The 21,609-nt window shown below is 67.8% G+C and carries 17 protein-coding genes; 12 read left to right on the top strand and 5 right to left on the bottom strand.

Annotated features, from left to right (window positions below):
• The first annotated feature begins 1 nt into the window (after position 1).
• Entirely contained in the window at positions 2-3,139 is a 3,138-nt protein-coding gene (locus ACU4E7_RS20615; RefSeq protein ID WP_447019963.1) for an efflux RND transporter permease subunit, read from the top strand.
• Between the two features lie 28 nt (positions 3,140-3,167).
• Here ACU4E7_RS20615 and ppk2 read toward each other — a convergent pair whose 3' ends face one another.
• Positions 3,168-3,998 carry a polyphosphate kinase 2 gene (ppk2, locus tag ACU4E7_RS20610; protein WP_447019962.1) on the bottom strand — a complete coding sequence of 277 codons (831 nt, stop codon included), beginning with the start codon at positions 3,996-3,998 and terminating at the stop codon, positions 3,168-3,170.
• Positions 3,999-4,085: 87 nt separating this feature from the next.
• Positions 4,086-4,571 (bottom strand): hypothetical protein, encoded by a 486-nt coding sequence (locus ACU4E7_RS20605; RefSeq protein WP_238121423.1) that lies wholly within the window; start codon positions 4,569-4,571, stop codon positions 4,086-4,088.
• 502 nt (positions 4,572-5,073) lie between these two features.
• Here ACU4E7_RS20605 and ACU4E7_RS20600 point away from each other — a divergent pair.
• A complete protein-coding gene (locus ACU4E7_RS20600) occupies positions 5,074-5,478 on the top strand; it encodes a hypothetical protein (protein WP_238121205.1) in 405 nt (134 codons plus the stop codon).
• A gap of 265 nt (positions 5,479-5,743) precedes the next feature.
• A complete protein-coding gene (locus ACU4E7_RS20595) occupies positions 5,744-6,601 on the top strand; it encodes a MipA/OmpV family protein (protein ID WP_238121206.1) in 858 nt (285 codons plus the stop codon).
• A 126-nt stretch (positions 6,602-6,727) separates the two neighbouring features.
• On the opposite strand, the gene ACU4E7_RS20590 is transcribed toward ACU4E7_RS20595, so the two are convergent.
• Together ACU4E7_RS20590 and ACU4E7_RS20585 are read right to left on the bottom strand one after the other, a co-directional pair.
• The gene (locus ACU4E7_RS20590) at positions 6,728-7,078 is read right to left on the bottom strand and encodes a hypothetical protein (RefSeq protein ID WP_238121207.1); all 351 of its coding nucleotides are present in this window, start codon (positions 7,076-7,078) and stop codon (positions 6,728-6,730) included.
• Positions 7,075-7,920, bottom strand: coding sequence for an AAA family ATPase (locus ACU4E7_RS20585; protein ID WP_238121208.1), 846 nt, complete (start codon positions 7,918-7,920; stop codon positions 7,075-7,077). Before ACU4E7_RS20585 ends, ACU4E7_RS20590 begins: the two co-directional genes overlap by 4 nt.
• A gap of 324 nt (positions 7,921-8,244) precedes the next feature.
• On the opposite strand from ACU4E7_RS20585, the gene dksA reads away from it, so the two are divergent.
• The gene (gene dksA, locus ACU4E7_RS20580) at positions 8,245-8,661 is read left to right on the top strand and encodes an RNA polymerase-binding protein DksA (RefSeq protein ID WP_238121209.1); all 417 of its coding nucleotides are present in this window, start codon (positions 8,245-8,247) and stop codon (positions 8,659-8,661) included.
• A gap of 111 nt (positions 8,662-8,772) precedes the next feature.
• On the opposite strand, the gene ACU4E7_RS20575 is transcribed toward dksA, so the two are convergent.
• Entirely contained in the window at positions 8,773-11,259 is a 2,487-nt protein-coding gene (locus tag ACU4E7_RS20575; protein ID WP_447019961.1) for a flagellar biosynthetic protein FliO, read from the bottom strand.
• A gap of 253 nt (positions 11,260-11,512) precedes the next feature.
• On the opposite strand from ACU4E7_RS20575, the gene ACU4E7_RS20570 reads away from it, so the two are divergent.
• From ACU4E7_RS20570 to nuoF, 8 genes are all read left to right on the top strand, one after another.
• Complete coding sequence (locus ACU4E7_RS20570; protein WP_447019960.1) at positions 11,513-14,071, top strand: response regulator; 2,559 nt, start codon at positions 11,513-11,515, stop codon at positions 14,069-14,071.
• Between the two features lie 139 nt (positions 14,072-14,210).
• A complete protein-coding gene (locus ACU4E7_RS20565) occupies positions 14,211-16,268 on the top strand; it encodes a DUF3300 domain-containing protein (RefSeq protein ID WP_447019959.1) in 2,058 nt (685 codons plus the stop codon).
• Positions 16,269-16,656: 388 nt separating this feature from the next.
• The gene (locus tag ACU4E7_RS20560; RefSeq protein WP_238121212.1) at positions 16,657-17,022 is read left to right on the top strand and encodes an NADH-quinone oxidoreductase subunit A; all 366 of its coding nucleotides are present in this window, start codon (positions 16,657-16,659) and stop codon (positions 17,020-17,022) included.
• The gene (locus tag ACU4E7_RS20555) at positions 17,013-17,597 is read left to right on the top strand and encodes a NuoB/complex I 20 kDa subunit family protein (RefSeq protein ID WP_238121213.1); all 585 of its coding nucleotides are present in this window, start codon (positions 17,013-17,015) and stop codon (positions 17,595-17,597) included. Before ACU4E7_RS20560 ends, ACU4E7_RS20555 begins: the two co-directional genes overlap by 10 nt.
• A gap of 30 nt (positions 17,598-17,627) precedes the next feature.
• Positions 17,628-18,257 (top strand): NADH-quinone oxidoreductase subunit C, encoded by a 630-nt coding sequence (locus tag ACU4E7_RS20550; protein WP_447019958.1) that lies wholly within the window; start codon positions 17,628-17,630, stop codon positions 18,255-18,257.
• Positions 18,258-18,301: 44 nt separating this feature from the next.
• Positions 18,302-19,489, top strand: a complete 1,188-nt coding sequence (locus tag ACU4E7_RS20545) for an NADH-quinone oxidoreductase subunit D (RefSeq protein WP_447021676.1) — start codon at positions 18,302-18,304, stop codon at positions 19,487-19,489.
• Between the two features lie 83 nt (positions 19,490-19,572).
• Positions 19,573-20,238: an NADH-quinone oxidoreductase subunit NuoE gene (gene nuoE, locus ACU4E7_RS20540; protein ID WP_238121215.1), complete on the top strand. Its 666-nt coding sequence runs from the start codon at positions 19,573-19,575 to the stop codon at positions 20,236-20,238.
• A gap of 4 nt (positions 20,239-20,242) precedes the next feature.
• Entirely contained in the window at positions 20,243-21,538 is a 1,296-nt protein-coding gene (nuoF, locus tag ACU4E7_RS20535) for an NADH-quinone oxidoreductase subunit NuoF (RefSeq protein ID WP_238121216.1), read from the top strand.
• Positions 21,539-21,609: the final 71 nt, after the last annotated feature.

Below are 21,609 nucleotides of genomic sequence, written 5' to 3'. Positions count from 1 at the left end.
CATGTTCGCCGAACTGTGCATCCGCCGGCCGGTGATGACCACGCTGATGATGGTGGCGCTGGTGGTGGCGGGGCTGTTCGCCTATCGCCAGCTGCCGGTGGCGGCGCTGCCGCGGGTGGATTTTCCCACCATCACCATTTCCGCGTCCCTGCCCGGAGCCAGCCCCGAGACCATGGCGACGGCGGTGGCGACCCCCATCGAGCGGCAGCTCGCCACCATCGCCGGCATCACCTCGCTTACCTCGTCCAGCACCCAGGGCGCCACCTCCATCACCGTCCAGTTCGATCTCAACCGCAGCATCGACGACGCGGCGCTGGACGTGCAGTCCGCCCTCTCGGTGGCCCAGCGCCAGCTGCCGGACGAGATGACGACGCCGCCGAGCTTCCGTAAGGTCAACCCAGCCGACGCGCCGGTGCTGCTGCTGGCGGTCTCCTCCGCCACGCTGCCCCTTTCGGCGGTGAATGAATATGCCGATACGCTGATCGGCCAGCAGATCTCGCAATTGCCCGGCGTGGCCCAGGTGCAGATCTACGGGGCGCAGAAATATGCGGTGCGGATCCGGGTGGATCCGGCGGCCGCGGCGGCGCGCAACATTTCCGCCGCCGATATCCAGAGCGCGGTGCAGGCGGCGGCCTCCAACACGCCCATCGGCGTGCTGTCCGGGCCGAAGCAGACCTTCACCATCGACATGGGCACCGCCAGCGCCAGCGCCGACCACTTCCGGCGCCTGGTGGTGGCCTGGCGCAACGGCGCGCCCGTGCGCCTCGACGAGATCGCCCGCGTCAGCGACGGGGTGGAGAACGAGCGCGTGGCGAGCTGGTTCAACGATGACCGCTCCATCATCGTCGCCATCGTCCGCCAGCCCGATGCCAATACGGTGGCAGTGGTGGACGAGGTGAAGGCGCGTCTGCCCGCGTTCCGCGCCCAGCTGCCGGCGTCCGTCGACATCAACGTGCTGATGGATCGCTCGGTGTCCATCCGCGAGGCGGTGGCCGACGTGCAGAAGACGCTGTTCGAGGCCATCGTCCTGGTGGTTCTGGTGATCTTCCTGTTCCTGCGCAACGTGCGCGCCACCATCGTGCCGTCACTGGCGCTGCCCTTGTCGATCATCGCCACCTTCGCGGCCATGTGGGTGTTCGGCTATTCCATCAACAACATGACGCTGCTGGCGCTCACCTTGTGCGTCGGCTTCGTGGTGGATGACGCCATCGTGGTGCTGGAGAACATCTACCGGCACGTGGAAGAGGGCATGACGCCGTTCCGCGCCGCCATTCTCGGCGCGCGGGAAATCGGCTTCACCATCATTTCCATGACCCTGTCGCTGGTGGCGGTGTTCATACCGGTGCTGTTCATGGGTGGCGTGGTGGGGCGCATCTTCCGCGAGTTCGCGGTGACCATTTCGGTGGCGATCCTGGTGTCGGGCTTCGTCTCCCTCACCCTCACCCCCATGCTCTGCGCCCGGGTGCTCAAGGCGCCCGACCACGGCCGCCGGCCGAACCTGTTCTTCCGCATCACCGAGCGCATGTTCGAGGCCTGGCTCGCGGCCTATCGCATCAGCCTCGACGCTGTGCTGCGGCACCGTTTCCTGATGCTGATGGTGACGTTCGCCACGGTGGGCCTGTCGGCCTATCTCTATGTGGTCATCCCCAAGGGCTTCTTCCCGCAGGAGGACAACGGCTTCATCACCGGCACCGTGGAAACCGCCACCGACACCTCGTTCGACGCCATGGTGGAGCATCAAAAGCAGGTGGCGGCGGCGGTGCGGCAGGATCCCAACGTGGCCTATCTGGTCTCCACCGCCGGCGCCACCGGCAACAGCCGCACCGGCAATACCGGACGGCTGTTCATCTCCCTCAAGCCGCGCGCCGAGCGCACGGCGTCCGCCAACGGCGTGATCCAGGACCTGCGGCGGCGGGTGGCGCAGGTGCCGGGGGTGAAGGTGTTCTTCCAGCCGGTGCAGAACATCAACGTGGGCGGCGTCGCCTCCAAAAGTCAGTTCCAGTACACCTTGCAGAGTTCCGACACCAAGGCGCTCTATGCCGGCGCCGAGCAGATGGAGCAGGCCATCGCCAAGCTGCCCGGCCTGCGGGACGTGACCAGCGATCTTGAGATCTCCAATCCGCAGCTGACCATCGACCTCGACAAGGACAAGGCGGCGGCCTTGGGCATTACCGAGCAGATGCTGCGGGATGCGCTCTACACCCAGTTCGGCACCCGGCAGGTGGCCACCCTTTACACCCCCACCAACCAGTATGCGGTGATCGCCGAGGTGCAGCCGCGCTTCCAGCGCGATGCCGCCGATCTCAGCCGGGTCTATCTGCGCACCGCGTCGGGCGCGGTGGTGCCGTTGGAGACGGTGGCTGACATCCGCCGCACAGTGGGTCCGCTCTCGGTCGCCCACCAGCAGCAGCAGCCGGCGGTGACCATCTCCTTCAACCTCGCGCCCGGCACCTCCCTGGGGCAGGCGGTGGAGGAGATCAGCCAGGCGGAGCGCAGCGTGGGCCTGCCGGCCTCCATCATTACCGGCTTCAAGGGCACCGCGCAGGTGTTCCAGGATGCGCTGGGCAATCAGGTGCTGCTGATCCTGGCCGCGGTGCTGGTGATCTACATGGTGCTGGGGGTGCTCTATGAGAGCTTCATCCACCCGCTGACCATCCTCTCCGGCCTGCCGTCCGCCGGCATCGGCGCCCTGGTGACGCTGATGGTGGCCGGCATGGAATTGTCGGTGATCGCCATCATCGGCATCATCATGCTGGTGGGCATCGTGAAGAAGAACGCCATCATGATGATCGACGTGGCCCTGGTGCGCCGCCGCGCCGGCGCCAGCGCCCATGACGCCATCCGCGAGGCGGCGCTGCTGCGGTTTCGGCCGATCATGATGACCACCCTTGCCGCCATCTTCGGTGTGCTGCCCATCGCTTTGGGCGCGGGGGCGGGATCGGAGCTGCGCCAGCCGCTGGGCGTGGCGGTGGTGGGCGGCCTGCTGGTGTCGCAGCTGCTTACCCTGTTCATCACCCCGGTGGTCTATCTCTATCTCGACAAGCTCGACACCCGCGTGCACCACGCCATTTCCGGCCGGCACGAGGCGAGCGAGACGCCACCCCTGCAGCCGCCACAACCCCGCGCCGCGGCCGAATAGGCCGCCCGCCCGCCTGGTCGCTGCGCAGCTAGAAGCGCTCGGGCACCCGGTGGCGGATGGCGGGGCTTGCCTGCGCATCATGGATGGCGCCGCGCTCGGGCAGCCTGATCTTCTCCCGCGGCACTGCCTGATAGGGCACCTGGGACAAGAGATGGGAGATGATGTTGAGGCGGGTGCGCTTCTTGTCGTCCGAAAACGCCACGTACCAGGGGGCCCAGGGCGTATCGGTCGCGGCCAGCATCTCGTCGCGGGCGCGGGAATACTCATCCCAGCGCGAATAGGATTCGATATCCATGGGCGAGAGCTTCCACACCTTGCGCGGATCGTCGATGCGCGATTCCATGCGCCGGGTCTGCTCGGCTGGAGAGACTTCCAGCCAGTATTTCAGCAGGATGATGCCGGATTCCACCATGGCCCGCTCCACCAGCGGGGCGCCGGTAAGGAACTTGCGGGCCTGCTCCTCGCTGCAGAATCCCATCACCCGCTCAACACCAGCGCGATTGTACCAGGAGCGATCGAAGATGACGATTTCGCCCGCCGCCGGCAGGTGCGGCACGTAGCGCTGGATGAACATCTGGGATTTTTCCCGCTCGGTGGGCGGGGGCAGGGCCACCACGCGGAACACCCGCGGGCTCACCCGTTCCATGATGGCCTTGATGACGCCACCCTTGCCGGCCCCGTCACGGCCCTCGAAGAGGATGCAGATCTTGGCCCCGGTCTGCTTGGCCCAGATCTGCAGCTTGACCAGCTCGGCATGGAGCGCCTTGAGCTCGCCTTCATAGGCCTTGCGCTTCAGCGGCTCCGGATGGCCCGCCTGCGGATGATCGGCCTGCTCCGGATGCTTCGCGTCGTGACCCATGATGTCCCCCTGGGCGCCCCGCCGCGGCGCCGGTGGCGCGGCGGGCTTGTGGTGGTGCGGGCGCCGGTCCGGGGCCCGGAGACAGGCTCAGGCCCAGCTGAGGAAGAAGCCCACGTCGCCGGGCATGCCGCCGGGCCAATCGACGATCATGGCCTTGAGCTTGTAGTGGTTGGGGCGCAGATAGTCGCGCCACAGCTCGAACGCCTGGCGCGGCCGGCCGGTGAGCGTCTCGGGCCACCCGTCCTCGGCATTGTTGATGGCGCGCCCCTTGTCCGTGCACAGGGTGTTGGGAAACCGCAGGACCATGATCTCGGTCTCGCCGCGCTGGGCGGCCAGCCGCATCTTGGTGATCAGATTCTGGGCGATGGCGTGGATGAGGTCCGGGGTCAGGTCCACCGGCGTCGCGAGCTTCTTCACCAGCTCCTCGCGGGCCTTGTCCTCCTTGTCCATGGCGGCGAGCTCTTTGTTGAGCTTGTTCTGCTCGAGCTCCAGCATGTATGCGCGCAGATCATCCGCGGACATGAAGGTTTCATCGGCCAGGGTGCTGTGGGGAGCCTGGGCTTGATCGGTCATCGTCTTGGCCTTTCGCGCACGGTGATCGGTATCGGCACGACCGACAGGATCACGGACGAAGGCTGCGGTGAAATCAATAGAGCGTCCATGACCTGCGCCAATTTGCGCACCGAAAAACGACATCAGGTCTTCCGCTGCTGAAGCAACAGGTGATGCTTTGTGAGTGGAGGTATCCATCTCTTGGCTAGAGGTGGATTTTTGTTCGGGTGCACTCTGGTGTGGCACTGCCACGATCCAGGTGCGGGAGCGGGTGAATATTGAGAGGCGCATGGAGGTGGCGATGTCCCGTTCATTGCGATGAAAAGGATAGGTGTCGTCTTCCAAAGACGGGAAGGGGGCGCGGGCGGCCATCGCGTCCATTTTGGCGGTCATTCCGGCACCAAGCGGCCTGTGATGTGCCGGTTGGAACTGCTCCAATGGGACCCGCCTCGATTGGAACGCCAAGCATCCGATGGTACCGTCACGCGCTTATGATCCACAATTCGAGCGGGAGATGTCGCGCGTGAAACCCATTGCTTTCGCCGCCCTCGCCCTGGTCGCCTTTTCGGCGACGGGCTGCGTGACTGCGGTTCAGGACAAGGAAAACATGCTGTCGGCGGCGGGTTTCAGCGTGCGTGTGGCGGACACGCCGCAGAAGGCCGCGTCACTCCGGAAGCTGCCGCCGCACAAGTTCGTGGTTCAGAACAAGGGCGGGCAGCCGCTTTACCTCTATGCGGACCCCACCGTGTGCGGCTGCCTCTATTATGGGACGCAGGAAAACTTCCAGAAGTACCAGCAGATGGCCTTTGCGCAGAACCTCGCCAACGAGCAGCAGATGACGGCCATGATGAACCAGCAGATGGCCTTCGATTACGGCCCCTGGGGGCCCGGGCCATGGGGCCCGGCGGGCTATTGGGGCCCCATGTGACGCCAGCTGCGTGAAGCGCGCGGCTTGACGAACGGGTCCGAGGCGGCGGCTGGCGCGCGCAGCCGCCTCGGCCGCCCGCCAAGGGCTTTGGATGCGTGTCTTTTTTGCCACCACAAGGGGCTTTGTTCGCCGCTAAATAGGAGGCGGATTCCGGTTTGTCCGGCGGGGCCGTTGCGCCCGTGCGTTGGACGAGGTTCGGCACCGCGCAAGCGCGCTGCATACAGGCGAGAGCTGCGCACGAGATCGGGAAGGCAAGAGGTCTGCCATGTTGTGGTGCCGGGACGCGATGCTGTCGGTGGGGGTGGCGGGTCTCATGCTGGCGGCGGCCGCGGGAGGTCCTGCAGCCGCGGCTGATCTTTACGCTTCGAGCGCTGCCCCGGCGGCGAAGCCCTCGGCCGAGGATTGGTATCTGACCATCGGTGTCTCCGGCCGGGTGGAGCCCGATTATCCCGGCGCGGACGATTACGCCTTTCGGCCGGGCGCCATCTTCTCCATCTCCAAGGCCAGCGGGCTCAATGTGTTCCGCAGTGTCGACGACAATCCCTCGGTGGCGCTGCTGGATACCGGCAGCTTCCGGGTGGGCGCCGTCGGGCGGCTGGACTGGGGTCGCGACGAGGATTCCTCCGATCGCCTGACCGGTCTCGGCGATGTGGACATGTCGATCGAAGCCGGTGGCTTCGCCGAATGGTATCCCTTCCAGTGGCTGCGCCTGCGCGGTGAACTGCGCTACGGCATGGGCGGGTTCGACGGCGTGACCGGCGATCTCGCGGCCGACCTCATCTACACCATGGATCGCTGGCGGTTCGCGGTCGGGCCGCGCCTGTCCTACGCGGGCAGCGGCTACATGGGCACCTATTTCGGCATCACGCCGCTGCAGTCGCTTTCGGCGACCCTGCAGGGTAATCCGCTGCCGGTGTTCAATGCCGGCGCCGGGTTCGATGCGGTGGCCGCCACCGCCCAGGTGACCTACAATTTCCGCAACGGCTTCGAGGCGGGGGTCTACGGCACCTATGGCTATCTGCTGGGGGACGCGGCCGCTTCGCCCCTGACCAGCGACGAAAGCCAGTTCAAGGCGGGCGTCTCGCTGAGCTACACGTTCAACATGGGCAAGTCTTGGTGGTGACAGCTTGGTGGTGACGCCCAGCTGGTGAAGTCCTGGTGCTGATCATCGGCCCGTGCGGGTGCTGAGGTTGGGCAGCCGGCCCCGTGGGAGCGCGTGCCGCGCTCCAGGCGCGGCCCATCTCCTCTTTCACTGATCGGCGCGTCCTGTCGCCTTCTCCTCGCGCCGTTGCTCGGCCCGCCGCGCCAGATCATAGCCCAGAACCACGGCGCCGCCCGCCGCGGCGGCCGCAGCGCCGCCTGCGGCTGTGGTTTCGTCCTGCGGCGTGGTGTCATCCTGCGCGGGCGTGGGGTGGCGCTCGCCGCCTTCGACGTCGTCACGCCCCACATCATCGATCGCGGACCGGGCGGCTGCCTGTGGCCGCGCCGCATGGGGGGAAGAGCCATCGCCGCGGCTGCGGCGATGGAGCAGGGCCCAGAACAGAGCGAGGGGCACCAGCGCCGCCAGCAGGGCGACGACGCTGGCGGCATCCACAATCAACGCTGCTCGCGCCGCGCGAGAAAGGCCAGCCGCTCGAACAGATGGACATCCTGCTCATTCTTGAGCAGCGCGCCATGCAGCGGCGGAATGGTCTTGCGCACGTCCTTTTCGCGCAGGGTGTCCGCCTCCACGTCCTCGGCAAGCAGCAGCTTCAGCCAGTCGATGAGCTCGGAGGTGGAGGGCTTCTTCTTGAGGCCCGGCACCTCCCGCAGGTCGTAGAACAGCCGTAGCGCCTCCGAGACGAGGCGCTGTTTGATGCCGGGGAAATGCACCTCGACGATGGCGCGCATGGTCTCGGCATCGGGAAAGCGGATGTAGTGGAAGAAGCAGCGGCGCAGGAAGGCGTCCGGCAGCTCCTTCTCGTTGTTGGAGGTGATGATCACCACCGGGCGCTGGTGCGCCTTCACCTGCTCGCCGGTCTCGTAGACGTGGAACTCCATGCGGTCGAGTTCCTGCAGCAGGTCGTTGGGAAATTCGATGTCGGCCTTGTCCACCTCGTCGATCAGCAGCACCGGGCGCTGAGGCGCAGTGAAGGCCGTCCACAACTTTCCCTTGCGAATATAATTGGCAATGTCGTGCACCTTGGGGTCGCCGAGCTGGCTGTCGCGCAGTCGGGCGACGGCGTCATACTCATAGAGCCCCTGCTGCGCCTTGGTGGTGGACTTCACATGCCACTCGATCAGGGGCGCGCCGAGGGCGGCGGCCACCTCCTGCGCGAGAACGGTCTTGCCGGTGCCGGGCTCGCCCTTCACCAGCAGGGGGCGCTCAAGCACGATGGCGGCGTTGACGGCGACCTTGAGGTCATCGGTGGCGACATAACTCTCGGTACCCTCGAAGCGCATCGGCGCGAATCCCCGTTTCTTCCCCGCGGCAGGGGCAGGAGCGCACCGCACCGCATCACCGGCAGGGTCGGCAGTCGCCGGCCGCCCGTCAAGTCCCGACCCCCGCAGACGGTGCACGCGCTGCGGCAGGGGGGAGTTGTCGTGGGGCGGCGGCGCCGATATAAGCGCGGCGACCTTGGAGCGTGTGTCCGTCTTGCGGGGCCCCCGCGCGGCCGCCACTCCAGTTCGTCGACGGTGCAGGCTTCGTTCTCGCTCTCGCCAACGGCCGGCCTGGCGTTCCCCTGCACCGCGGGGATCAACGACGCGTTATGAGGGACACGGCTGATGTCGATCCAACTCGACGAGGACTATCGGCCCCACGATGACGAGCCTTTCATGAACGACAGGCAGCGGGAGTATTTCCGCCTGAAGCTGTTGCGCTGGAAGGACGACATCCTGCGGGAAGCGCGTGAAACCCTGCAGCACCTTCAAGATGAGAACCAGAACCATCCGGACCTTGCGGACCGGGCCTCATCGGAAACCGACCGCTCGATCGAATTGCGGGCGCGCGATCGCCAGCGCAAGCTGATCGCGAAGATCGACGCCGCGCTGCAGCGGATCGAGGACGGAAGCTACGGCTATTGCGAGGACACCGGCGAGCCCATCTCCCTGAAGCGGCTCGAAGCTCGGCCCATCGCGACCCTGTCGCTGGAGGCTCAGGAGCGGCACGAACGCCGGGAACGGGTCTATCGCGACGACTGAGCAGGAAAACCGTGGCCCGCCCGCCGTCGGGGCAGTCGGTGGGCCGCTCATCCCGCAGCAAAAAAAAAGGGCCGGCGCCTTTCGGTGCCGGCCCTTTTCACATTCTGTGGTCTAGCGCTCCCGCGGCGGGGTGCGGCCCAGCAGGCTTGCCATCTCCGCATCGAAATCGTCGAGGAAATCCGGCTCCTCGGCGGAGGCTTTCGGCTCCGGCGTCACCACGGGGGGCGCCGAGAGGGCCGCGGGCGTGGCCCGCCGCGCGGTAAACAATGGTTCGCGCGCCGGCCGCACGGGCGTGGGTTCGCGCATTGGGTCGACCGGTGCATAGCCGCGGGCCGGCCGCTCGGGCGGGGTCAGTTCGCCGGCCGCGCGGGAGAAGCGCGGCAGCTCGCGCGGACGGCTCTCGCCAACTGGGGCGGGCTGAGCGCTGGTGCCCTCCGGAGCCGGCGCGGTGTGCCCGGTCTCCTCGGTGCCGGGCAGGCGCGGGCGGCGTCCGAACAAACCGGCGCGCGGTCGCTCGGGTGGCGCGGCCACCGGCTCGCGGGGCGTCCCGAAGAGCCGGCGCTGCGGCTCGCTGGTCTGCTGGCGCTCCTGACGGGCGGCGCTGGCGACGCTCCCCTCGATATCTTCCAGCAGGTCGGAGAGGGACAGATGCAATTTGTCCTCGGCCGGGCGGCTGTCGATGGGGCGGGCCAAGGCGGCGTCGAGCCGCTGCGCCATCTCCTTGAGGCGGGGTTCCACCGCAGGTGCCGTACGCGGGGTCTCCGGCGTCTCCAGCCGCGCCGCGGGCCGCAGGGTGGGACGCGGGTCCTGGGCGGGGGCCCGGGGCGTCACCTCCGCATCACGGAGGGCCGCCTCCATATCCATGACGATCTGGTCCTGCAAGGCCCGCTCCGCCGCCACCTTCTCAGCGGCCGCCTTCTCAGCGGCCGCCTTCTCAGCAGCCGCCTTCTCAGCAGCCGCCTTCTCAGCAGCCGCCTTCTCAGCAGCCGCCTTCTCAGCAGCAGCCTTCTCAGCAGCCGCCTTCTCAGCAGCCGCCTTCTCAGCAGCAGCCTTCTCAGCAGCCGCCTTCTCAGCAGCAGCCTTCTCAGCAGCGGCCTTTTCAGCAGCGGCCTTTTCAGCAGCGGCCTTCTCAGCAGCGGCCTTTTCAGCAGCGGCCTTTTCAGCAGCGGCCTTTTCAGCAGCGGCCTTCTCAGCAGCGGCCTTTTCAGCAGCCGCCTTCTCTGCTGCGGCCTTCTCTGCTGCGGCCTTCTCAGCAGCGGCCTTCTCAGCAGCCGCCTTCTCAGCAGAGGCCTTCTCAGCAGCGGCCTTCTCAGCAGCGGCCTTTTCAGCAGCGGCCTTCTCAGCAGCAGCCTTCTCTGCGGTGGCCTTGTCAGCGGCCGCCTTTTCAGCAGCCGCCTTTTCAGCAGCGGCCTTCTCAGTAGCGGCCTTCTCAGCAGCGGCCTTTTCAGCAGCCGCCTTCTCAGCAGCGGCCTTTTCAGCAGCAGCCTTCTCAGCAGTGGCCTTGTCAGCGGCCGCCTTTTCAGCAGCTGCCTTTTCAGCAGCGGCCTTCTCAGCAGCAGCCTTCTCAGCAGCAGCCTTCTCAGCAGTGGCCTTCTCTGCTGCGGCCTTTTCAGCAGCAGCCTTTTCAGCGGCCGCCTTCTCAGCGGCAACTTTCTCAGCAGCAGCCTTCTCCGCGGCGGCGCCGTCGTCGGCAGCTTCGGCCGCGATGGCGTCTTCCGCCTCCTGCGCCAGCTGTTCAGCACGTCGGTTGATCTTGCGGATCTGCGCCTCGGTGGCTTCGCGCTCCTTGCCCGAAAGGTTCGGCAAGGTCTTCGTCAGACTGGCGGCGCGGTCATGGTGGCGCTTGAGATTGACCAGAATGGCGGCGGCGGCCCCGCGCGGCGACGCCGCTGCCGCCGGCGCCTCGGCGACAGCTGGTTTTTCGGGCGCCGGTTCCTCAGTGGCGGTGATGGCCGGAGCGGCGACCTGTGGGGCTGCGCCATGGCCGGCGCGCATCTCGTGGGCGTGCGCCTCGCGGCGGGCCGGGCCCGTCTCGTCCGCGGCGGGAGCCGCCAGGGCGGGCTCGCGCGGGAGAACCGGGCGCCGATGGCGGTCGGTGTCGATGGTGTCGTCCAGGGGCAGGGCGACCGCGGCGGCGACGGCGGCAGTCAAAGCATCCGCGTGGGCGGCGGGCAGGGCGGGGGCTTCCGCCCGCAGCGGCAAGCTGGCGCCCACGTCCGGAGCTGCGACAGCCGGGGTCGCCGCAGCAGCGGATCGGCCCTGCCGCTCCATGGGCAGCGCCGGCCGCAGTCCGGAGGTGTCAACATACCCGCCCGTGATATTTGGCTCCACCACGACGTCGTTGGTTCCGCCGGTCAGCAGCAGGTGTTCCACATCGTCGCGCCGCACCAGAACCAGGCGCCGGCGCGGATCGATGGAGATGGCATCGACGACGGCGAGGCGGGGCCCGGCGCGACCGCGTCCCGTCATCCGGCCGGAGCCACCGCCCAGCCTGCGGATGACGAGAATGGTGGCACCGAGCAGCACGGCGATAACGACCACCGAGATCGCGAGCCGTACCCAAAAATCCAGCTCAGCGCCGAACAACTGCTGTAACATCACGCCTCCGTCGCGCAGCCTACGGGAACTTGGAGTCATAGCGAACGGATGACTCTGCGTCTCTACGATAGACGCCATCACCTAAGGTTTTGTTGATAATCATGGCAGGATTTGAGTCGACCGCGACTCCTCTTCTAATGAGAGGGCGCCGCGAGCGGCGATGCGCAACCGGGAAAGGTAGGCGATGAGCAGGACAAATGCGGCTGTGAGCAGGTCCAGATCTGCCATGCTGGGAACCGGTGCGCGGGCACAGATGCTGCGAACCGCAGGGCTCGGCGTACTGGCGCTGGCGGGCGGCTTTCTGGCAACGCTTCTGTTCTCCCAGGCGACGGGATCGTTCGTCTCCGGCCTCATCGGCGGCTTTGCCGTGTTCGGGGCGTTCTGGGCGGTTTCCATGGTGTGGAAGGCCTGGCAGGGGGAGGCGGAGCCGCAGGATAGCCTTGGCCCGGCGGTGATGGCCGCCTCCAAGGACGCGCTGGTCGTGGTGGAGGATGGTGAGCGGGTGGTGGCCACCAATGCCGCCTACCTCACCATGTGCCGCAGCGAGAACGGGGAGGCGCCCACGCCGGAGCGCTTCCTGGGCCGGGTGCCGGGCATTCATGCCGCTTTGTCGGAGCTGCTCAACGCGGTGGCCGAAGGCCGGAGCTTCCAGCGGCTCATCGATACGGATTCTGGCACGGGCGGCCGGCAGGTGGAAATCTCCGTGGCGCCCCTGGAGACGCCGCGACGGGTGTTGTGGACGCTGCGCCTGATCTCTGCGCCGGTGGCGCCGGTGGTCGCCGAGCCGGTGGTTGCTCCAGTCGGCGCGGCGCCCACGGCGACAGTCGGCGGTCTGGATCTCAAGAGCGCGGCGGCGCTGCTGGAAGCCTGGGAGCGGGCACCGGCCGGTGTGGCGCGCTTCGCGGGCGAGAGTGTCGCCCTCGCCAATGTCACCTTCTGCCGGCTCTTGGGCTATCCTCTCGCCGATTGGCCGCAGGAAGGCATGCCCCTGGCCGAGGTGGTGGCCCCCGGGCATCTCGCCCGCGTGCGCGGCGCGGTGGGCGCCGGTCGCGGTGCGGCCTGTCTTGAGGTGGAACTGACGCGCAAGGATGGGCGCCCGGTGCCGGTGCTGCTGTGCCTCGGCGCCAGCGACGGGGCGGGCGAGGCCACCGGCGTGGTGCTGCCGCGCGCGGCTCTGCCGGCCCCGGCTGCTGCGCCGCAGCCGGCACCGGAGGTGAAGGTGGAGGCGCCCGCGCGGCCGGTCGCGCCCGTCGCGCCGCCGGTTGCGGCCCCGGTTATGGCGCCCGCGGCAGGCGCTGCCGAAGCGGGCGAGATGGACCGATTCTTCCTCCGGGCGCCGCTGGCGTTGGCGGTGGTGGATGCGCAGGGGCGGCTGCGCACCGCCAATGCCGCCTTCACGCGACTGTTCGGCTGCGATGCGGCCACCGCTATCGGGCGGCCGCTCACCGCCCTGGTTTCGGAGCGCGATGCCACGGCGCTGGCCGGCTTCCTCAGTGAGGCGGGGCGCGGTGCTGCGCCGTCCCTTCCCTGCGATGTTACGGCGGCGGGCACCGGCGGGCGCGCCGCGCGGCTGTTCGGTGCGCCCCTCGGGGTGGCGGACGGCGCGCTGGCGCTGTGCGCCCTCGACACCACCGAGCAGAAGGCGCTGGAAGTGCAGTTCGCCCAGTCGCAGCGGCTGCAGGCCGTGGGGCATCTGGCCGGCGGGGTGGCGCACGACTTCAACAATGTGCTCACCGCCATCATCGGCTATTGCGATCTGCTGCTCGCCAAGCATCGACCGAGCGACCCGTCCTTCCCCGACATCATGCAGATCAAGCAGAACGCCAACCGGGCGGCGGCGCTGGTGCGCCAGCTGCTGGCGTTCTCCCGGCGGCAGACGCTCCGCCCTCAGGTGATCGAGCTGACGGACGTGATCTCCGACGTGTCGGAACTGCTGCGGCGCCTCATCGGCGAGCGCATCACCCTGGAGGTGCAGCACGCGCGGGACCTGTGGCCGGTGAAGGTGGATGTGAACCAGTTCGAGCAGGTGATCGTGAACCTGGTGGTGAACGCCCGCGACGCCATGCCCGATGGCGGAACCCTGACCCTGCGGACCCTCAACGTGCCCACTGCCGCCTGTGGCGCCTATGGCGAAGGCTCGCTCACCCCTTCCGATTATGTGCTGGTGGAGGTGGAGGATACGGGCAGCGGCATTCCCAGCGAGATCATCGACAAGATCTTCGAGCCGTTCTTCTCCACCAAGGAGGTGGGCAAGGGCACGGGGCTGGGGCTCTCCACGGTCTACGGCATCGTCCAGCAAACCGGCGGCACCATCCTCGCCGCCAGCGAGCACGGCAAGGGCAGCGTGTTCCGCGTGTTCCTGCCCCGCTATGTGCCCAGCGCCGAGGAAGAGGCGCCGCGTCCGGCGGAACCGGAGGTCAAGGTGGGGGATTCCACCGGCCAGGGCCGCATCCTGCTGGTGGAGGACGAGGATGCCGTCCGCGCCTTTGCCAGCCGCGCCTTGTCTGCGCGTGGCTATGAAGTGAGCACTGCCGCCAGCGGTGTCGAGGCGCTGGAGGTGATGGCCCGCGGCGGTCCCAAGATCGACCTGGTGATCTCCGACGTGGTGATGCCGGAAATGGATGGCCCCAGCCTCCTCAAGGAGCTGCGGGCGCGCGATCCAGCCATGAAGGTCATCTTCATCTCCGGCTACGCCGAGGAGGCGTTCGCCCGCAACCTGCCGCCCTCGGAGCACTTCGCTTTCCTGCCGAAGCCGTTCTCGCTCAAGCAGCTGGTGGCGGCGGTCAACAGCGCGCTGCGCGGCACGGAGTAGGGCGGTATCCCAGGAATATTCTGGGTTTGAACACCGATGCACGCCGGCGCTGGAACGTGCCGGCGTGCATTTTTTGTGTCGGCAACCGTGCCGCTTCCCTCTAGTCTTCTAGCACTTGCGAAGTTGAGGGAGGGCGGCGATGCAGCTGAGCAGGAACCTTGGTTCACGGGGCGGATGGTCGCGCCTGGCTATGGCGGCGGTGTTCGGCTGGTCGAGCGCCATCCTGCCGGCACAGGCGCAACCCGCGGGCGCACCAGCCGCCGGCACATCCACCCTCGACGCCGGCGCACCTCCGCTGCCCGGCGCCCCGTCTCCGGACCCGTCGGTGGTCGCTCCCGGGCTGTCCGCGCCGGCCATGCCGGCCCCCGATGCGGCGCCCGAGGTGGCGGTGGACCCATCGGCACCGCGCTACACGCTGGAGCAACTTCAGCAGCTGCTGGGTCCTTATGCGCTCTATCCCGATACGCTACTGGCACAGCTTCTACCGGCCACGGTCTATCCGCTGGAGCTGGTGCAGCTCGAGCGCTGGCTGGCGGCCCATCGCGCCGAAACGCAAAAGGGCGATTTCTCCGGTGTCGATGCGCTGAACTGGGATCCGGCGGTCAAGAGCATGGCCCGTTTCCCGGGCGTGGTGACGAAGCTCAATGAGACGATCGATGGCACTGCGGCCATCGGCTATGCCTTCACCGTGCAGCCGGAGCAGGTGGCTGAGGCCATCCAGCTGCTGCGGGCCCAGGCGGAAGCGGCGGGTGCGCTGAAGACGACGCCGCAGCAGGTGGTGACCACCCGTACCGATGATGGCGTGCGAACCGTCTACATCACGCCGGCCGAACCCGAAGTGGTCTATGTGCCGGATTATGATCCGACCACGATCTATACAGCGGCGGGCGTGGGCCTGCTGGGCTTCGGCGCCGGCATTCTGGTGGGCAATGCCTGGAACAATGCCTGGAACTGGCGCCGCGGCTGGGTCTATCCGCCGGTCTGGCCCGGCTACCCGGGCTGGCGGCCCCCACCGCCGCGCCCCGGCCCATGGCCCGGCCCCGGCCCCCGGCCGGGCCCATGGCCTGGTCCTGGTCCTGGCCCAGGTCCCTGGCCGGGCGGTGGTCCGCGCCCAGGGCCATGGGTCGGTCCCGGCCCGGGTGGTCCCGCACAACCTTGGCGCCCGCGTCCCGGCGGGCCGGGCATGGTTCCGGGCCGTCCGGGCTTCGGTCCCGGCGCCCCCGGCTTTGGTCCGGGTCGTCCCGGTGCGCCGGGGATGGTGCCCGGCCGTCCGGGCTTTGGTCCCGGCGCCCCCGGCTTTGGTCCGGGTCGTCCCGGCGCGCCTGGGATGGTCCCCGGTCGCCCGGGCGTTGGCCCCGGTGCTCCTGGCTTTGGCCCGGGTCGTCCCGGCGCGCCGGGGGTGGTGCCCGGTCGCCCCGGTGTCGGTCCCGGTGCTCCTGGCTTTGGCCCGGGTCGTCCCGGCACGCCGGGGGTGGTGCCCGGTCGCCCGGGTGTCGGTCCCGGTGCTCCTGGCTTTGGCCCGGGTCGTCCCGGCGCGCCGGGGGTGGTGCCCGGTCGCCCCGGTGTCGGTCCCGGTGCTCCTGGCTTTGGCCCGGGTCGTCCCGGCGCGCCGGGGATGGTGCCCGGTCGCCCCGGTGTCGGTCCCGGTGCTCCCGGCTTTGGTCCGGGTCGTCCCGGCACACCGGGGGTGGTTCCTGGCCGCCCGGGCGTCGGCCCCGGTGCCCCTGGATTCACCCCTGGTCGTCCCGGCAGCCCGGGCATGGCGCCGGGCCGTCCAGGTGGCGGGGCCGCCGGGCCCGGGTCCATGCGGCCGGCGGTCGGTCCGCAGGGGCGTCCAACGCCAGCCATGGGGCAGCAGCCGCGCAACGCACCCGCCGTGCGCCAGCAGTCGCGGAACGCTCCAGGGGTGCGGCAGCAACCGCGCAATGCTCCGGCCATGCGGCAACAGCCGCGGAACGCCCCAGGGGTGCGGCAGCAACCACGCAATGCTCCGGCCATGCGGCAGCAGCCGCGGAACGCGCCGGCCATGCGGCAGCAGCCGCGGAATGCCCCAGCCATGCGGCCGCAGCCGCGGAATGCCCCAGCGATGCGGCAGCAGCCCGGACCGCGACCCGGCGCCAACATGGGGAACCGGCCGGCCAACCGGCCGGCGCCAGCAGCCCGCCGGCCGCCGCCGCGGGGTGATCTTCGCCGGTGAGGACGGCTCCGCCGCGCGGTTGCCCTAACGGACGGCTGCGGGCGACCGCCGGAGATCGCGGCGAATCTCACCGCTGATGATCGGCGACGACCCCTGTGGAGGGCCGTCGCCGGACATGTGAAGAGACAGAGGCAGCGGCTTGTGGCGATGATGCAACAGTTTGCGATGCCTCATTTTCGCCGCCAGTGATCAGGGTTTGCATAGCTTGGCTGTGGTGAAGGTGGGCCCGTAGGGGGTGGGGTTGACCCAACCGCCCACTTGCCACCCATCTGGCGCTGGGATAAGGCTGCGGCGTCGTTTCGAACTCCTCCAACCGAGGCCGGCGCGTTCACGCTTTTCAGCGGATCGCCTCCGTGTCCCGGTCCCTGCGTCCCGAGGTGCGGGCCACATGAACGCATTGCTCATGGATTATCTGCCGGTGGTGATCTTCATCGGCGTCTCTCTGGTCATCGGCCTTGCCCTTCTGGTGTCGCCTTTCCTGGTGGCCTACCAGAACCCCGATCCGGAGAAGTTGTCGGCTTACGAATGCGGCTTCAATGCGTTCGACGACGCCCGCATGACCTTCGACGTGCGATTCTATCTCGTCTCGATCCTGTTCATCATTTTCGACCTGGAAGTGGCCTTCCTGTTCCCCTGGGCGGTGAGCTTCGGCGGCCTCGGCGACCTGGGCTTCTGGTCGATGATGATCTTCCTCGGGGTCCTGACGGTTGGCTTCATTTATGAGTGGCGCAAGGGAGCTCTGGAATGGGACTGACCCCTTCGGCGGCCAAGCCGGATATCGCCCCGGCGCCCAAGGGCATCATCGATCCTTCGACCGGCAAGCCGGTCGGGGCGAATGATCCCTTCTTCACCGAGGTCAACGCCCAGCTGGCGGACAAGGGCTTCATCCTCACCACCGCCGATGACCTCATCACCTGGGCGCGCACTGGCTCGCTCATGTGGATGACCTTCGGTCTCGCCTGCTGCGCGGTGGAGATGATGCAGGTCTCCATGCCGCGCTACGACGTGGAGCGGTTCGGCTTTGCGCCCCGCGCCTCGCCGCGCCAGTCGGACGTGATGATCGTGGCCGGCACGCTCACCAACAAGATGGCGCCCGCCCTGCGCAAGGTCTACGACCAGATGCCGGAGCCGCGCTACGTGATCTCCATGGGGTCGTGCGCCAACGGCGGTGGTTATTACCACTACTCCTATGCGGTGGTGCGGGGCTGTGACCGGGTGGTGCCGGTGGACATCTACGTGCCCGGCTGCCCGCCCACGGCGGAGGCGCTGCTGTACGGCGTGCTGCTGCTGCAGAAGAAGATCCGCCGCATCGGTACCATCGAACGCTGAGCCGCGAAGGCTCGGGACGGGATAGTTGAGATGGACGAGACCCTGAAAGATCTGGCCGCCCACATCACCGGCGCTCTCGGCGGCGCGGTGAAGGGTTGGGCTGTGGCCTTCGGCGAGCTGACGCTCGAGGTGGATCCGGCTCAGATCACCAAGGTGGCCACCTTCCTGCGGGATGATCCGGCCTGCCTGTTCCAGTGCATCGTCGATGTGTGCGGTGTCGATTATCCGAACCGCGAGAAGCGCTTCGACGTGGTCTATCACCTGCTGTCGCTGCGCCAGAACCTGCGGGTGCGCCTCAAGGTGGAGACCGACGAGGGGGGGCCCGTTCCCTCGCTGTGCGGAGTGTTCGCCGGGGCCAATTGGTTCGAGCGGGAGGCCTACGACATGTATGGCATCCTGTTCACCGGCCACCCGGAGCTGCGCCGCCTGCTCACCGATTATGGGTTCGACGGCTATCCCCTGCGCAAGGACTTTCCGACCTCCGGCTATGTGGAGGTGCGCTACGATGACGAGCTCAAGCGCGTGGTCTACGAGCCGGTGAAGCTCACCCAGGAATTCCGCAATTTCGACTTCCTCTCGCCGTGGGAGGGCGTCGACTACATCCTCCCCGGTGACGAGAAGGCTTCGGGCGACAAGCCTGTGCCGCCGAAGGCCGGCTGAGGGAGCGCCAGATGGGACAGGAACTTCCGATCAACGCCGAAGAGATGAAGCCGGCCGACAAGGTTCGGAACTTTCAGATCAACTTCGGCCCCCAGCATCCCGCCGCCCACGGCGTGCTGCGCATGGTGCTGGAGCTGAACGGCGAAGTGGTGGAGCGGGTTGATCCGCATATCGGCCTGCTGCATCGCGGCACCGAGAAGCTGATCGAAACCAAGACGTTCACCCAGGCCGTGCCGTATTTCGACCGGCTCGACTATTGTGCGCCCATGAACCAGGAGCACGCCTACTGCCTGGCGGTGGAGAAGCTCCTGGGGCTTGAGGTGCCCAAGCGCGGCCAGCTGATCCGCGTGCTGTATTCGGAAATCGGGCGGCTGCTCTCCCATCTCCTCAACGTCACCACGTTCGCCATGGACGTGGGTGCGCTGACCCCGCCGCTGTGGGGCTTCGAGGAGCGCGAGAAGCTCATGATCTTCTATGAGCGCGCCTCCGGCAGTCGCATGCACGCCGCCTATTTCCGCCCCGGTGGCGTCCACCAGGACCTGCCGAAGGCGCTGGTGGAAGATATCGGCACCTTCTGCGAGACCTTCCCGCGGGTGCTGGATGACCTCGACCGCCTGGTGACCGGCAACCGCATCTTCAAGCAGCGCACCGTCGATATCGGCACCGTGTCGCTGGAGGATGCGCTGTCGTGGGGCTTCTCGGGCGTGATGGTGCGCGGTTCCGGCGCCGCCTGGGACCTGCGCCGCGCGCAGCCCTATGAGTGCTATTCGGAGCTGGAGTTCGACATTCCCGTGGGTGTCCATGGCGATTGCTACGATCGCTACGTGGTGCGCATGGAAGAGATGCGGCAGTCCACCAAGATCATGAAGCAGTGCGTTGAGCGCCTGCTGAAGGAGACGGGGCCGGCCCATTCCACGGACCACAAGATCACCCCCCCCAAGCGCGGCGAGATGAAGCGGTCCATGGAAGCGCTCATCCAGCACTTCAAGCTGTTCACCGAAGGCTTCCACGTGCCCGCCGGCGACGTGTATGCCGCGGTGGAGGCGCCCAAGGGCGAGTTCGGCGTCTATCTGGTGTCGGACGGCACCAACAAGCCGTATCGCTGTAAGATCCGGGCTCCCGGGTTCGCCCATCTGCAGGCCATGGATTTCCTCTCGCGCGGCTACATGCTGGCTGACGTGTCGGCCATCCTGGGCTCGCTCGATATCGTGTTTGGCGAGGTGGACCGTTGATGCCGCGCCTGTCCGTCATCCTCCCGATGGGTGAGCCCCGCACGGCTGCGGCCGGCTCCATCGCTGGTCTGGAGGCCTGAAGAATGTCCGTTCGTCGCCTCGCTGCCGAGCAGCCCGAAAGCTTCGCCTTCACGCCGGAGCTGGAGGAGATCGCCAAGGCGCTTATCGCCAAATATCCCGAAGGCCGGCAGGCCTCCGCGGTGGTGCCACTGCTGTGGGAGACCCAGAAGGCGGCCGGGGGCTGGCTGCCGGAGCCGGCGCTGCGCGCGGTGGCGGATCGGCTGGGCATGGCCCACATCCGGGTTCTGGAGGTCGCGACCTTCTACACCATGTTCAACCTGGCGCCGGTGGGGAAGTATTTCGTGCAGCTGTGCGGCACGACCCCCTGCATGCTGCGCGGCTCCGATGATCTGAAAGCGGTGTGCCAGCGGCGCATCGGCGACGAGCGCCATGTTTCGGCCGACGGCACCTTCTCCTGGCTGGAGGTGGAGTGCCTGGGCGCCTGCACCAACGCGCCCATGGTGCAGATCAACGACGACTATTTCGAGGACCTCACCCCCGAGAACTTCGAGGCTCTGCTCGACAACCTGGCCGCCGGCCGGCCGGTGAAGATCGGCCCCCAGAACGGGCGTCACGGCTCCGAGCCGCTGGGCGGGCCCACCGCCCTGACCGATCCTGCCCTTTATGCGCCGAAGGCGAAGCAGGATGAGCCTGCCGCGCCCGCCGCCGCGCCGACCACCGGGGAGTGACGCCATGCTCGCCGACAAGGATCGCATCTTCACCAATCTCTACGGCCTTCAGGATTTCAGCCTGAAGGGCGCCCAGTCGCGCGGCTGCTGGGATGGCACGAAGGCCATCCTGGAGAAGGGCCGCGACTGGATCATCAACGAGATGAAGGCCTCAGGCCTGCGCGGCCGCGGCGGCGCCGGTTTCTCCACCGGCCTCAAGTGGTCGTTCATGCCCAAGCAGTCGGACGGCCGGCCCCACTATCTGGTGGTGAACGCCGACGAATCCGAGCCCGGCACCTGCAAGGATCGCGAGATCCTGCGCAACGATCCCCACACGCTGATCGAAGGCTGCCTCATCGCCTCCTTCGCCATGGGCGCGCATGCGGCGTACATCTATGTGCGCGGCGAGTTCATCTATGAGCGCAAGCGCCTGCAGCAGGCCATCGACGAGTGCTATGCCGCCGGCCTGCTGGGCCAGAACAACATTCACGATTACCCCTTCGACCTTTATGTGCACCACGGTGCCGGCGCCTATATCTGCGGCGAAGAGACGGCGCTGCTGGAAAGCCTGGAAGGCAAGAAGGGCATGCCGCGGCTGAAACCGCCGTTCCCGGCCAACATGGGCCTTTATGGCTGCCCCACCACGGTCAACAACGTGGAGAGCATCGCAGTGGCGCCGACCATCCTGCGGCGCGGTGCGGCGTGGTTCTCGGGGATCGGCCGCGCCAACAACGTGGGCACCAAGCTTTACGGCATCTCCGGTCACGTCAATCGGCCCTGCGTGGTCGAGGACGCCATGGGCATCACCTTCAAGGAGCTCATCGAGAAGCACGGCGGTGGGGTACGTGGCGGCTGGGATAATTTGCTGGCCATCATCCCCGGCGGCGCGTCCTGCCCGGTGGTGCCCGCGGAGGCCTGCGAAGACCTGATCATGGATTTCGATGGCCTGCGCGCGGTGAAGTCCTCGTTCGGCACGGCCGGCGTGCTGGTCATGGACAAGTCCACCGACATCATCAAGGCGATCGCCCGCATCTCGGCCTTCTTCAAGCATGAGAGCTGCGGCCAGTGCACGCCGTGCCGCGAGGGCACCGGCTGGATGTGGCGGGTGATGCAGCGCATGGCCGAGGGGCGCGCCCACAAGCGCGAGATCGACATGCTGCTGGAGGTGACCACCCAGATCGAGGGTCACACCATCTGCGCCCTGGGCGACGCCGCGGCGTGGCCGGTGCAGGGGTTGATCCGCAATTTCCGGCACGTGATCGAAGAGCGCATCGACCAGTATGCGGCCAACCCGCATCCGGAGCCGGTGGCGGCGGAATGAGGTCGCGTCCCTCCTGAACGCCGTTGGCGGGCAGGGCGGGGGACGCAGGTTAGTCAAGGATCGGGACGCGG

Source organism: Xanthobacter sp. ZOL 2024, assembly GCF_052932325.1.
The sequence above is the reverse complement of the archived record's forward strand: the minus strand, read 5'-3'. Positions and strand labels throughout refer to the sequence as shown.

Coding starts and splice junctions, on each gene's coding strand:
- ACU4E7_RS20615 (WP_447019963.1), top strand. CDS start 2: ATGTTCGCCGAACTGTGCATCCGCCGGCCGGTGATGACCACGCTGATG.
- ppk2 (WP_447019962.1), bottom strand. CDS start 3,998: ATGGGTCACGACGCGAAGCATCCGGAGCAGGCCGATCATCCGCAGGCG.
- ACU4E7_RS20605 (WP_238121423.1), bottom strand. CDS start 4,571: ATGACCGATCAAGCCCAGGCTCCCCACAGCACCCTGGCCGATGAAACC.
- ACU4E7_RS20595 (WP_238121206.1), top strand. CDS start 5,744: ATGTTGTGGTGCCGGGACGCGATGCTGTCGGTGGGGGTGGCGGGTCTC.
- ACU4E7_RS20585 (WP_238121208.1), bottom strand. CDS start 7,920: ATGCGCTTCGAGGGTACCGAGAGTTATGTCGCCACCGATGACCTCAAG.
- dksA (WP_238121209.1), top strand. CDS start 8,245: ATGTCGATCCAACTCGACGAGGACTATCGGCCCCACGATGACGAGCCT.
- ACU4E7_RS20575 (WP_447019961.1), bottom strand. CDS start 11,259: ATGTTACAGCAGTTGTTCGGCGCTGAGCTGGATTTTTGGGTACGGCTC.
- ACU4E7_RS20570 (WP_447019960.1), top strand. CDS start 11,513: ATGCTGCGAACCGCAGGGCTCGGCGTACTGGCGCTGGCGGGCGGCTTT.
- ACU4E7_RS20565 (WP_447019959.1), top strand. CDS start 14,211: ATGCAGCTGAGCAGGAACCTTGGTTCACGGGGCGGATGGTCGCGCCTG.
- ACU4E7_RS20560 (WP_238121212.1), top strand. CDS start 16,657: ATGAACGCATTGCTCATGGATTATCTGCCGGTGGTGATCTTCATCGGC.
- ACU4E7_RS20555 (WP_238121213.1), top strand. CDS start 17,013: ATGGGACTGACCCCTTCGGCGGCCAAGCCGGATATCGCCCCGGCGCCC.
- ACU4E7_RS20550 (WP_447019958.1), top strand. CDS start 17,628: ATGGACGAGACCCTGAAAGATCTGGCCGCCCACATCACCGGCGCTCTC.
- ACU4E7_RS20545 (WP_447021676.1), top strand. CDS start 18,302: ATGAAGCCGGCCGACAAGGTTCGGAACTTTCAGATCAACTTCGGCCCC.
- nuoE (WP_238121215.1), top strand. CDS start 19,573: ATGTCCGTTCGTCGCCTCGCTGCCGAGCAGCCCGAAAGCTTCGCCTTC.
- nuoF (WP_238121216.1), top strand. CDS start 20,243: ATGCTCGCCGACAAGGATCGCATCTTCACCAATCTCTACGGCCTTCAG.